General features: G+C 44.0%; 11 protein-coding genes, 2 tRNA genes and 2 rRNA genes. 12 read left to right on the forward strand and 3 right to left on the reverse strand.

Annotation, left to right across the window (positions count from 1 at the left end; translation table 11 throughout):
* The 8 genes from AC3EBE_RS10875 to tsaD form a co-directional block, all read left to right on the forward strand.
* Positions 1 to 141 (forward strand): 23S ribosomal RNA (locus AC3EBE_RS10875); the annotation flags it as partial.
* A gap of 199 nt (positions 142 to 340) precedes the next feature.
* A 5S ribosomal RNA gene (gene rrf, locus AC3EBE_RS10880) occupies positions 341 to 456 on the forward strand.
* Positions 457 to 493: 37 nt separating this feature from the next.
* Positions 494 to 567: transfer RNA gene (locus AC3EBE_RS10885), tRNA-Met, on the forward strand.
* 24 nt (positions 568 to 591) lie between these two features.
* Positions 592 to 667: transfer RNA gene (locus AC3EBE_RS10890), tRNA-Asp, on the forward strand.
* Positions 668 to 981: 314 nt separating this feature from the next.
* Positions 982 to 1,434 carry a tRNA (adenosine(37)-N6)-threonylcarbamoyltransferase complex ATPase subunit type 1 TsaE gene (gene tsaE / locus AC3EBE_RS10895; protein WP_488595055.1) on the forward strand — a complete coding sequence of 151 codons (453 nt, stop codon included), beginning with the start codon at positions 982 to 984 and terminating at the stop codon, positions 1,432 to 1,434.
* Positions 1,435 to 2,136, forward strand: coding sequence for a tRNA (adenosine(37)-N6)-threonylcarbamoyltransferase complex dimerization subunit type 1 TsaB (tsaB, locus tag AC3EBE_RS10900; protein WP_488595056.1), 702 nt, complete (start codon positions 1,435 to 1,437; stop codon positions 2,134 to 2,136).
* 12 nt (positions 2,137 to 2,148) lie between these two features.
* The gene (rimI, locus tag AC3EBE_RS10905) at positions 2,149 to 2,601 is read left to right on the forward strand and encodes a ribosomal protein S18-alanine N-acetyltransferase (RefSeq protein WP_488595057.1); all 453 of its coding nucleotides are present in this window, start codon (positions 2,149 to 2,151) and stop codon (positions 2,599 to 2,601) included.
* Positions 2,598 to 3,632 (forward strand): tRNA (adenosine(37)-N6)-threonylcarbamoyltransferase complex transferase subunit TsaD, encoded by a 1,035-nt coding sequence (gene tsaD, locus AC3EBE_RS10910; protein WP_488595058.1) that lies wholly within the window; start codon positions 2,598 to 2,600, stop codon positions 3,630 to 3,632. Before rimI ends, tsaD begins: the two co-directional genes overlap by 4 nt.
* A gap of 429 nt (positions 3,633 to 4,061) precedes the next feature.
* On the opposite strand, the gene AC3EBE_RS10915 is transcribed toward tsaD, so the two are convergent.
* On the reverse strand, positions 4,062 to 5,993 hold the full coding sequence (locus tag AC3EBE_RS10915) for an ABC-F family ATP-binding cassette domain-containing protein (protein ID WP_488595059.1): 1,932 nt from the start codon (positions 5,991 to 5,993) through the stop codon (positions 4,062 to 4,064).
* Between the two features lie 169 nt (positions 5,994 to 6,162).
* Here AC3EBE_RS10915 and moaC point away from each other — a divergent pair, with 169 nt between their 5' ends.
* Entirely contained in the window at positions 6,163 to 6,657 is a 495-nt protein-coding gene (moaC, locus tag AC3EBE_RS10920; protein WP_488595060.1) for a cyclic pyranopterin monophosphate synthase MoaC, read from the forward strand.
* 26 nt (positions 6,658 to 6,683) lie between these two features.
* On the forward strand, positions 6,684 to 7,349 hold the full coding sequence (locus AC3EBE_RS10925; protein ID WP_488595061.1) for a redox-sensing transcriptional repressor Rex: 666 nt from the start codon (positions 6,684 to 6,686) through the stop codon (positions 7,347 to 7,349).
* Positions 7,350 to 7,508: 159 nt separating this feature from the next.
* On the opposite strand, the gene AC3EBE_RS10930 is transcribed toward AC3EBE_RS10925, so the two are convergent.
* Both AC3EBE_RS10930 and AC3EBE_RS10935 read right to left on the reverse strand, forming a co-directional pair.
* Positions 7,509 to 7,709 (reverse strand): YdiK family protein, encoded by a 201-nt coding sequence (locus AC3EBE_RS10930; RefSeq protein ID WP_488595062.1) that lies wholly within the window; start codon positions 7,707 to 7,709, stop codon positions 7,509 to 7,511.
* Between the two features lie 3 nt (positions 7,710 to 7,712).
* Entirely contained in the window at positions 7,713 to 8,444 is a 732-nt protein-coding gene (locus AC3EBE_RS10935) for a CPBP family intramembrane glutamic endopeptidase (RefSeq protein WP_488595063.1), read from the reverse strand.
* A gap of 416 nt (positions 8,445 to 8,860) precedes the next feature.
* Between AC3EBE_RS10935 and groES the strand changes: the two genes are divergently transcribed.
* Positions 8,861 to 9,145 carry a co-chaperone GroES gene (groES, locus tag AC3EBE_RS10940; RefSeq protein ID WP_041967795.1) on the forward strand — a complete coding sequence of 95 codons (285 nt, stop codon included), beginning with the start codon at positions 8,861 to 8,863 and terminating at the stop codon, positions 9,143 to 9,145.
* A 55-nt stretch (positions 9,146 to 9,200) separates the two neighbouring features.
* Positions 9,201 to 10,820: a chaperonin GroEL gene (gene groL / locus AC3EBE_RS10945; protein ID WP_488595064.1), complete on the forward strand. Its 1,620-nt coding sequence runs from the start codon at positions 9,201 to 9,203 to the stop codon at positions 10,818 to 10,820.
* Positions 10,821 to 11,189: the final 369 nt, after the last annotated feature.

Below are 11,189 nucleotides of genomic sequence, written 5' to 3' on the forward strand. Positions count from 1 at the left end.
GCATGAAGCCCCCCTCAAGATGAGATTTCCCATAGCGCAAGCTAGTAAGAACCCTGAAAGATGATCAGGTTGATAGGTCAGAGGTGGAAGCGCGGTGACGTGTGGAGCTGACTGATACTAATCGTTCGAGGACTTAACCAAATACGAAAAGTGTAGGCGACTGTTCAGCCTCGACAAGTGCTGGAGGGCCAGCAGTTGAAGTCGTTCTTTGACTTCAGCGGATGGACCGAAGCAATCTCGAGAGGCTAGGAGCCGAAACTGGACATTGATTGCTCGTTCTTCTGTAATTCTTCTTACACAATTATCTAGTTTTGAGGGATCAAAACCTCAAACCAAATAGTCTGGTGGCGATGGCGAGAAGGTCACACCCGTTCCCATACCGAACACGGAAGTTAAGCTTCTCAGCGCCGATGGTAGTTGGGGGTTTCCCCCTGTGAGAGTAGGACGCCGCCGGGCTGTTTGAACAATTAAATGGATTAACTAATATTATCGACGCGGGGTGGAGCAGCCCGGTAGCTCGTCGGGCTCATAACCCGAAGGTCGCAGGTTCAAATCCTGCCCCCGCAATAATCCATCTTACTTTTACATATTGGTCCCGTGGTGTAGCGGTTAACATGCCTGCCTGTCACGCAGGAGATCGCCGGTTCGATCCCGGTCGGGACCGCCATTTTACTAGATTGCTAGATTCCTAAACGAAACAGTGTTTCGTTTTTTTTATTGTATAAGAAATTATATAATGATTTTGATTTAGATAACTATATGATTTTTCTAAATACAGCTCCAGCGTCTCGATGAGCTGAGCGAAGCGCATGCGCCTTTTTGTTGTTATCTGAAGGAAATGGGCGGCTTTTTTTGCCCGTACTGCTTAAATCGTGTACACTACATATAGAATCGTCATCCTTAGGAGGCATCCTAAGGATTTTTTATTATTAGAGTTTACTGGCAATAATTATATAAATGGAAATCAACAAGGGTGATGATATGGCTACTTATCAATTTAAATCGGAGCAGCCGGAGCAAACGAAAGATTTTGCCAGGAGGCTGGGAGAGCTGCTTCAATCAGGAGATGTTATAGCTCTTGAAGGTGATTTAGGCGCAGGCAAGACGACGTTTACAAAGGGGCTTGCAGAAGGGCTGGGGATTACCCGGAATGTGAACAGTCCGACGTTTACCATTATAAAAGAATATCAAGGAAGGCTACCTCTCTATCATATGGATGTATACAGAGTAGAGGATGCGTTTGAAGACCTTGGCTTTGAGGAGTACTTTGAGGGCAATGGCGTAACAGTAGTGGAATGGGCTCATTTGATTGCGGCCCAGCTGCCTGATGAGCTCCTGCTGCTCCAGCTTTTTCTCGAAGATGATGGAGGCAGAAGAATTGTAGCAGAGCCAAAAGGTGAACGGTATGAAGAACTGTGTAAGGAGATTTTTTAAATGAAAGTATTATCGATTGATACGTCCAATTATGTTCTTGGGATTGGACTCCTGGATGGGGATACAGTACTGGGCGAGTATATTTCCAATATTAAAAAGAATCATTCCGTGCGAGTTATGCCTGCCATTCAAACCATAATGAATGAGTGCGGCATTGCGCCAAAGGATCTATCAAAGATCGTCGTGGCCGAAGGGCCTGGTTCCTATACTGGTGTAAGAATTGGGGTTACCATCGCAAAAACATTGGCGTGGACGCTTAATATTCCTTTATCGGGTGTATCAAGTCTTGAAGTTGCAGCAGCTTCTGCAGGGCGTTATTTCGATGGCTATGTTTCTCCGTTTTTTGATGCAAGGAGAGGCCAGATATATACTGGACTGTATAAGTTTGATCACCAGGGTATTCAGGCAGTGAAAGAGGATCAGCTTGTCATGTCTGCAGATTGGGTACAAGTGCTGAAGGAACTGGATGAAAAAGTTCTATTTACAAGCAATGATTTGAAGCTGCACGAAACAGTTATTAAGGAAGCTCTTGGTGAACAGGCTGTTTTTGCTGCTATTACGGAGCAGAATCCACGCCCTGCCGAATTGGCTTTATTGGGCAGGGATAAAGAAAATGTGGACTTGCATGCATTCGTTCCGAATTACATCAGGCTTGCCGAGGCAGAGGCCAACTGGCTGAAGGCTCAAGAGAATACTAAATAAGTGGGAATTACAATGAATAATACAATAACTTTCCGTAAGATGACGATTGATGATCTGGATGATGTGATGGAGGTAGAGGTTAATTCCTTTACGTTGCCCTGGAGCCGTGAAGCGTTCTTTAACGAATTGACAAAAAATCAATTCGCCAACTACCTCGTTCTTGAAGTGGATTACAAGGTAGTAGGCTATTGCGGTGTATGGATCATTGTTGATGAAGCCCATATCACAAATATAGCGATTCTGCCTGATTACAGGGGGATGAAGCTTGGAGAGGCGTTAATGGGCAAGGTGATGGAGCTGGCACGGGATTTGGGAGCTTTAAGAATGACTCTGGAGGTCAGGGTGAGCAATGAACGGGCGCAGAATCTTTACCGAAAGTTTGGATTTGAAGATGGTGCTTTAAGGAAACAATATTATACTGACAATATGGAAGACGCTTTAGTAATGTGGGTGAATTTATCATGACAACAAAAGACCAATTAATCATGGGGATTGAAACGAGCTGTGATGAGACAGCCGTTGCGATTGTTAAGAATGGGCGCGAGATTCTTGCGAATGTTGTAGCTTCTCAAATCGAGAGCCACAAACGTTTTGGCGGTGTCGTCCCGGAGATTGCATCACGCCATCATGTCGAACAGATTACAATTGTGCTTGAAGAGGCTTTAAGACAGGCGGAAATAGAATTAAAGGATTTAGATGCCATTGCGGTTACTGAAGGGCCTGGATTGGTAGGGGCACTGCTCATCGGCGTGAATGCTGCCAAAGCTCTTGCATTTGCTAACGATATCCCGCTTGTTGGTGTCCACCATATCGCTGGGCATATTTATGCGAACCGCTTAGTGGAAGAGATGGAATTCCCATTACTTTCTTTGGTTGTTTCAGGTGGGCATACGGAATTGGTGTATATGAAGGAGCATGGCCATTTCGAGGTTATTGGCGAGACTCGGGATGATGCTGCAGGAGAAGCGTATGACAAGGTTGCGAGGACGCTTAATCTGCCTTACCCTGGAGGGCCGCATATCGATAGGCTGGCGCAGGAAGGGAAGGCAACGATTGACCTGCCGAGAGCATGGCTGGAGGAAGGATCCTATGATTTCAGTTTCAGCGGGTTAAAATCAGCGGTCATCAATGTTGTCCACAACGCACAGCAGCGTGGTGAGGAAATTGTTCCGGCTGAGCTTGCTGCGAGTTTCCAGGAGAGCGTGATTGATGTCCTGGTGACGAAAACGCTTCGAGCTGTGAAGCAATATGATGTTAAGCAAGTGCTTTTGGCTGGCGGTGTGGCAGCAAATAAAGGACTGAGGGAAGCACTATCCAAATCCTTTGCAGGTATGGACATCGAGATTGTAATCCCGCCGTTATCATTATGTACTGACAATGCAGCAATGATTGCCGCGGCAGGAAGTGTGCTTTATGCAAAAGGCGAGCGTGCTGATTTGACCTTGAATGGCAATCCTGGTTTGGAAATAACTATCCACAACGAAAGTCGCAAGTAAAAAATAAATTTTCTGATATTGCTGTGGATATGTGAGCTGAAATGAGAGAATTTTGTGTACAATGTGGATAAAAGACGCTTATTCTGTGGATAATGTGGAAAAGTCTCTGGATAAGCCATAAATAAGGATTTTAAATGTGAATAACTTTGTGAATAAAAAGTCCCGGATCTTATCTGGGACTTTTTTTGTGGTTTTGGCTGCTGGAGAAGAAATATGGGGATAGGGAATGTAGTGAATTTCGGTAACAATATGGAAGTATTTGAGATGAACTTCACCATATATCGCAGTGGATAAAGAAATAATATATAATATAGCCACCACAAAACTATTCTTTCCACATTATCGACAGCTGAGCTGTTAATAGTGAAAAACATAAAAGAAAACCGGACAATCAATGTCCGGTTTTTTGTGGATAACTGAATATAATTATTAAGCAAGCTCTGCCCATTCTTCCATCAGTTGTTCAAGCTTCTCTTTAGCAGCTTCAATTTTGTTATTAATTTCTGCTGCTTTTTCATGATCCTGGAAAACTTCAGGATCGCATAGAAGTTCCTCGTATTCGGCAACTTCTGTTTCCAGCTTTTCGATGGTTGCTTCGACCTCTTCCATGCGGCGTTTGCGCTGGCGTTCGAGTTTCTTTGCTTCTTTATCCTGTTGATAAGTATTTTTATCCTGTTTTGAATTATCCACAGAAGAACTGCCGGCATTTTTTGCAGCCTGGGCTTCTAAAGCCTTGAGTTCTTCCTGTTCAAGCTTCTTTTCAAGATAATAATCATAATCACCAAGATATTCGGTCGCGCCATTACGATCAAGCTCAATGACCTTTGTGGCTATCCTGTTGATAAAATAACGGTCGTGGGACACGAATAGGATTGTGCCTGGATAATCGATCAAGGCGTTTTCAAGAACTTCCTTGCTGTCCAGGTCCAAATGGTTCGTAGGCTCATCCAGGATCAGGAAGTTGGATTTCTGCAGCATCATTTTTGCAAGCGCAAGACGGGCCTTTTCGCCGCCGCTTAAAGTAGAAACGATTTTCAGTACATCATCTCCGGAAAAAAGGAAGTTTCCGAGTACTGTGCGGATTTCTTTTTCCGATTTTAGCGGATATTCATCCCAGAGCTCATTCAGTACCTTTTTATTGGAGCTTAGCTCAGCTTGCTCCTGATCATAGTAGCCAATCGACACATTGGACCCATAGTGGATACTCCCTGCAAGTGATGGCAGTTTTTCCACAATCGTTTTCAACAATGTGGACTTGCCGACTCCGTTCGGTCCGACGAGGGCAGTACTATCGCCGCGGTTTAGATGGAAGGTGATATTCTCGGACACCATCTCCTGGTTGTATCCTACGGCTAGTGAGTCAGCCTTCAATACATCGTTTCCGCTCTGCCGATCAATCTGAAAGCTGAAGGAAGCCGATTTTTCGTCACCCATTGGCCTGTCCATGCGCTCCATTTTATCCAGCTGTTTACGCCGGCTTTGCGCTCGTTTAGTAGTGGATGCGCGAGCCAGGTTGCGCTGGATGAAATCCTGCAGCTTGGCGATCTCATCCTGCTGCTTTTCGTAAAGCTTCAGGTCCCGTTCGTAGTTCTCAGCCTTCTGGTCCAGATAAGAACTATAGTTGCCCGGGAATTTCGTCAGCTGGTGGCGGGAGATTTCATAGACCTGATTGACGACCTTATCCAGGAAATAACGGTCGTGGGACACAATCAGGATTGCGCCAGGGTAGCCTTGCAGATACTGCTCCAGCGACGAAAGAGTGTCAATATCCAGGTGGTTCGTCGGTTCGTCCAGGATTAAAATATCCGGGCGGGTCAACAGGAGCTTGGCTAATGCAAGTCTTGTTTTTTGGCCCCCGCTTAAAGTGGATATTTTTGTGGAATAATCAAAGGAATGAAAGTTCAGGCCATGCAAAACTGAACGGATGTCCGCTTCATACTGGTATCCGCCTTTTTCCTTAAACTGGACCTGCAGAATATCATATTCTTTTAGAACTCTGTCGTATTCTGTCTGGTTTGACAGGATGTCAGGATCCGACATTTTTTCCTCTAGCCGGCGAAGGTCCTTTTCCATGCTGTGAAGATGGGAAAAGACGCCAAGCATTTCGTCCCAGATGCTTTTCTCGGACTCCAGCCCAGTATTTTGTGCGAGATAACCGATGCTTGTACCCTTTGGACGGATGATTTCACCGCCATCATGGCTTTCATGTCCAGCGATGATTTTGAGGAGGGTCGATTTTCCAGCCCCATTGCGGCCAACAAGGGCAACACGGTCATTTGTCTGTATTTCAAACTTTATATTCGATAAAATAAGATCAGCAGCAAAATATTTTGAAAGCTGATTAACTTGTAATAATATCATTTTTTTCACCTCTATTGCCTTAGAGATAGTGTACCCCATTCAAATAGGCTCGGCAATATATGCGCCCCCTTCAAATGAAGGTTTGGCAAGGAATTTGTGAAGTTGGCAACAAAGTTCACACACAACTTTGTGAAAATAGTGTATTATTTTGTTTGAAAGGAGCTTGAACATGGCAGAGTTTACTCATTTTAATGAAGAAGGCAGGGCGAAAATGGTTGATGTCAGCGACAAACCTGAAACGGTTCGTACAGCGGTTGCCCATTCGAGCATCATTGTTAATGAAGATATATATGTAAGAATTACTGAAAATAAAATGAAAAAGGGCGATGTACTGGCTGTTGCCCAGGTTGCCGGCATCATGGCAGCAAAAAAAACGTCGGAAATCATTCCGATGTGCCATCCGCTTCCATTAACAGGGATTGACCTTTCGTTCGATTGGGAGCAAAATGAAAGTGACTATATTTTAAATATCACTGCATCTGTAAAAACAAAAGGGAACACCGGTGTAGAAATGGAAGCGTTAACAGCAGCTTCAGCATGTGCGCTGACTGTTTATGATATGTGCAAGGCCGTGGATAAAGGAATGGTGATCGGCAAGACATACCTCGTCGAAAAAACCGGCGGGAAGAACGGTGATTTTAAGAGAGAAGATAAGTTGATTTAAATCTAGAACAGGGTGGAGGATGGAGTATGACGAACGAGCCTATGAAAATTCCGCAGGCAACGGCAAAACGTTTGCCGCTGTACTACCGTTTCCTGCTGAACCTGCATTCATCTGGGAAGCAGCGGGTTTCATCAGCTGAGCTAAGTGAAGCGGTAAAGGTTGATTCTGCCACAATCAGAAGGGATTTTTCCTACTTTGGTGCGCTTGGCAAAAAAGGGTATGGATATAATGTGAATTATCTGCTTACCTTTTTCCGGAAGACACTTGATCAGGATGAGCTCACGAAAGTGGCGCTGATCGGGGTAGGTAATCTCGGTACAGCCTTTTTGAATTACAATTTTTCCAAGAACAATAATACGAAGATTGAAATTGCCTTTGATGTTGACCCGGATAAGGTTGGCACGAAGATTGGCGAAGTGCCGGTCTACCATATGGATGACCTTGATAAAAAGGTGGTCGAGGAAGGCGTGCAGGTTGCGATCCTGACTGTTCCGTCAGCTGTTGCCCAGCCGATTACCGATCGATTAGTCCAGGCAAATGTCAAAGGGATTTTGAACTTCACGCCTGCAAGACTGAATGTACCTTCATCCATCAGGATCCACCATATTGACCTGGCGGTAGAACTGCAATCATTAATTTATTTCCTTAAACATTATCCGACTGATGTCGAAACAGAAGCAGAAGAATTGTAAAAGAGATAGCCTCTTCGAGTGGAAGGGTTTAATTTATAGACAAAAGGGCCCGGAATTCCGGACCCTTTTTTGGTTTGAAGGACAGACATGAGTGTTGCTTTAGAATAATGAAATTCATTTGTACGATAACTGCAGTCTATGCCTCTTCAATCGAAGAGGCTATTTTTTTTGGATTTGTTTCAGTTTGAAATGGAACAGGATCATCCTGATGCCAGACCCGAAGTCGAAGGTAGCGAGCAGGACGAGCAGGTATGTGAAAAATCCCCAGCCAGTTTCATTGACATTCTGGATGGCGAAGTAGGTGAACAAGCTGCCTAACAAGATGTAGACAATGCCTGAAAATAAAGGAGATTGTCTCATTAATTAAAGTCCCCCAATAAAGCTTTGGATTTTTTCTGCTTCTCTTATCATTCTCTCAATGTCTTCTCTGAATACGGACTGAAGCAGGACAACGAATGTATTCATTGTAACATGGGCAATGATCGGTACGATGATTCGTTTTGTTTTTACATATAGGAAGGCAAAGGTAAAGCCCATCGCGGAATACAGGATGACATGCTCAGGCTCCATATGAGCAAGCGCAAAAATAACCGAACTGATCAATGCCGCAAAAAAGAAGTTCATTTTTTTATGAAGGCTGCCGAAGATGATTTTCCGGAAGACGATTTCCTCCAATATCGGACCGATGATTGAGCTCACAAGGATGACGACGGGGAAGCTTTCAATCAGGTTGATGATATCCTGGGTGTTCTCCGAGCCCATTTCAATACCGAGCATCTGTTCAATGCTTGCCGCGATGGACTGGGCCATCAATGCCAGGAACACACCGGCTATCGCCCAGGCTGCCGAACTTGCTGGCGAAGCCATTCCGCGTAAATCATCCTCCATCCTCTTTTCTTTTCGTAAAATAAGCAGCACGATGACCAGAGTTAGACTGAAACTGATCACAAGCCAGTAAGGAATCGAGAGTGTTTCCATCTCTTTCAGGCTTTTGCCCATTGCAGCTCCTACGAATGCTACAATCGGGAGGCCAACAAGGCTTGAAAGCTGCATGGCAATATAAATGATGATGATGTACCAATATTCCTTTTTCAATATGCTAATCTCCTTTAGGGCAAGTTCATAAGTTTATATACGATTCAATTCTATAAAGGTTCCGTTGTTACACTATCTCTCCATTTTACTAGCAGAGACCCTGAAAGTTCAAATTGCAGGTGCCTGGCTTAAAAAAACGGTTAAAGATCATGAGGCCGATGCATACTCTTTAAGGTGGACTTTTTTAGGGATGTCCGATCCCCTAAAAGCCTTGCTGCAAAATCGAAATAAATCGGGAAATAGCTGATTTTGTCGCGGTAATCCCGGCAGCTGGGGATTAATAAATTTTATAAAAAAAATTGGACTTCATGCTTGCAAAAAAAATGGAGATTCATTATTATATAAATTGTGTTAGCACTCTATCGAGGAGAGTGCTAATAAAATAATCTACATATAATTTGAGGAGGTTGTTTCACTTGATCAAGCCATTAGGTGATCGCATTATTATCGAGCTTGTTGAGTCTGAAGAAAAAACTGCAAGCGGTATCGTTTTACCCGACACAGCGAAAGAAAAACCTCAAGAAGGTAAAGTTGTAGCTGTGGGCACAGGCCGTGTCCTTGAAAATGGGGAGCGCGTAGCACTTGAAGTTGAAGTTGGCAACCGCATTATCTTCTCAAAATACGCAGGTACAGAAGTGAAGTACCAGGGAACTGAATACCTGATCCTACGCGAAAACGACATTTTAGCAGTTGTAGAATAATAACTGTTAACGACAGTACGTTATAAAACCAAAAATTTGAGGAGGTTTTTTTACGATGGCAAAAGACATTAAGTTCAGTGAAGAAGCACGCCGTTCAATGCTTCGCGGAGTTGACGCTCTTGCAAATGCTGTAAAAGTTACTCTTGGACCAAAAGGACGCAACGTGGTTCTTGAGAAGAAATTCGGTTCACCACTGATTACAAACGATGGTGTAACAATTGCTAAGGAAATCGAGCTTGAAGATGCATTTGAAAACATGGGTGCTAAGCTTGTTGCTGAAGTAGCAAGCAAGACAAACGATGTTGCTGGTGACGGAACTACTACTGCAACCGTTCTTGCTCAAGCGATGATCCGTGAAGGCCTTAAGAACGTAACTGCTGGTGCTAACCCAATGGGCATCCGCAAAGGTATTGAAAAGGCTGTTGTTACCGCTGTTGAAGAATTAAAAGCAATTTCAAAGCCAATCGAAGGCAAAGCTTCTATCGCACAGGTAGCTTCAATCTCTGCTGCTGACGAAGAAGTTGGCCAATTGATTGCTGAAGCAATGGAGCGCGTTGGCAACGACGGCGTTATCACAATTGAAGAATCTAAAGGCTTCACAACAGAATTGGACGTTGTTGAAGGTATGCAGTTCGACCGCGGATATGCATCTCCTTACATGGTAACTGATTCTGACAAGATGGAAGCAGTTCTTGAAAATCCATATATCCTGATCACTGACAAGAAAATCGCAAGCATCCAGGAAATCCTTCCTGTACTTGAGCAGGTTGTACAGCAAGGCAAGCCATTATTGATGATTGCTGAAGATGTTGAAGGTGAAGCACTTGCTACTCTAGTAGTTAACAAGCTTCGCGGAACATTCAATGCAGTTGCAGTAAAAGCTCCTGGCTTCGGCGACCGCCGCAAAGCTATGCTTGAAGATATCGCTGCATTAACTGGCGGTGAAGTGATCACTGAAGAGTTAGGCCGTGACCTTAAATCTGCAACAATCACATCTTTAGGACGCGCTTCTAAAGTTGTTGTTACAAAAGAAAACACCACCATCGTTGAAGGTGCTGGAGACAGCGCACAAATCGCTGGCCGTGTTAACCAGATCCGCGTTCAAATGGAAGAAACAACTTCTGAATTTGACCGTGAAAAATTACAAGAGCGCCTTGCTAAACTAGCTGGCGGTGTTGCAGTCATCAAGGTTGGTGCTGCTACTGAAACTGAATTGAAAGAACGCAAGCTTCGCATTGAAGATGCTCTTAACTCAACTCGCGCTGCAGTTGAAGAAGGTATCGTATCCGGCGGTGGCGTAGCGCTTCTAAACGTATACAACAAAGTATCTGAAATCCAGGCTGAAGGCGACGAAGCAACTGGTGTGAACATTGTCCTTCGTGCAATGGAAGAACCAGTTCGCCAGATCGCTCACAACGCAGGCCTTGAAGGATCTGTTATCGTTGAGCGCCTTAAGCGCGAAGAAGTCGGCACAGGCTTCAACGCTGCTACTGGCCAATGGGTAAACATGATCGAAGCTGGTATCGTTGACCCAACTAAGGTTACACGTTCAGCTCTTCAAAACGCTGCATCCGTATCTGCAATGTTCTTGACTACTGAGGCAGTAGTTGCTGACATCCCAGAACCAGCTGGTGCTGGAATGCCTGACATGGGCGGAATGGGCGGCATGATGTAAGTCTTGCCAACTAAAAAAGAGAGAAACCTTGTGGTATAAAGGTTTCTCTCTTTTTCTTTTGTATTATTATTTTCGTTTGCTCATAGCATGCGCATATTTTTGGAAAAGAATTGCTTTTTTACCTGTCGACTGGTGATTATAAGTATTATACTTACAGTATTAGTGGTGAAATTTTTACAAGCCTTTTGTCGAAATCATTGTTATCTTGTTATCAGCAGTAAGAAACTAGTTCTCTTGTATATACACCCTAACACAAAATTTTCAACAGGCTGATAAAGATAATAGTGCAGTGAACGAGTTAATTAATTGCCGAGGTGAAATATGTTAATAAATATATCTCAGTTAGAACCTAATAAACTTACTGACCTA

Source organism: Mesobacillus sp. (assembly GCF_057785455.1).

Bases quoted from the DNA above. Each gene is read 5' to 3' on its own strand.
- tsaE (WP_488595055.1), top strand. From the start codon at position 982: ATGGCTACTTATCAATTTAAATCGGAGCAGCCGGAGCAAACGAAAGAT.
- groL (WP_488595064.1), top strand. From the start codon at position 9,201: ATGGCAAAAGACATTAAGTTCAGTGAAGAAGCACGCCGTTCAATGCTT.
- AC3EBE_RS10925 (WP_488595061.1), top strand. From the start codon at position 6,684: ATGACGAACGAGCCTATGAAAATTCCGCAGGCAACGGCAAAACGTTTG.
- tsaB (WP_488595056.1), top strand. From the start codon at position 1,435: ATGAAAGTATTATCGATTGATACGTCCAATTATGTTCTTGGGATTGGA.
- AC3EBE_RS10930 (WP_488595062.1), bottom strand. From the start codon at position 7,709: ATGAGACAATCTCCTTTATTTTCAGGCATTGTCTACATCTTGTTAGGC.
- AC3EBE_RS10915 (WP_488595059.1), bottom strand. From the start codon at position 5,993: ATGATATTATTACAAGTTAATCAGCTTTCAAAATATTTTGCTGCTGAT.
- rimI (WP_488595057.1), top strand. From the start codon at position 2,149: ATGAATAATACAATAACTTTCCGTAAGATGACGATTGATGATCTGGAT.
- tsaD (WP_488595058.1), top strand. From the start codon at position 2,598: ATGACAACAAAAGACCAATTAATCATGGGGATTGAAACGAGCTGTGAT.
- moaC (WP_488595060.1), top strand. From the start codon at position 6,163: ATGGCAGAGTTTACTCATTTTAATGAAGAAGGCAGGGCGAAAATGGTT.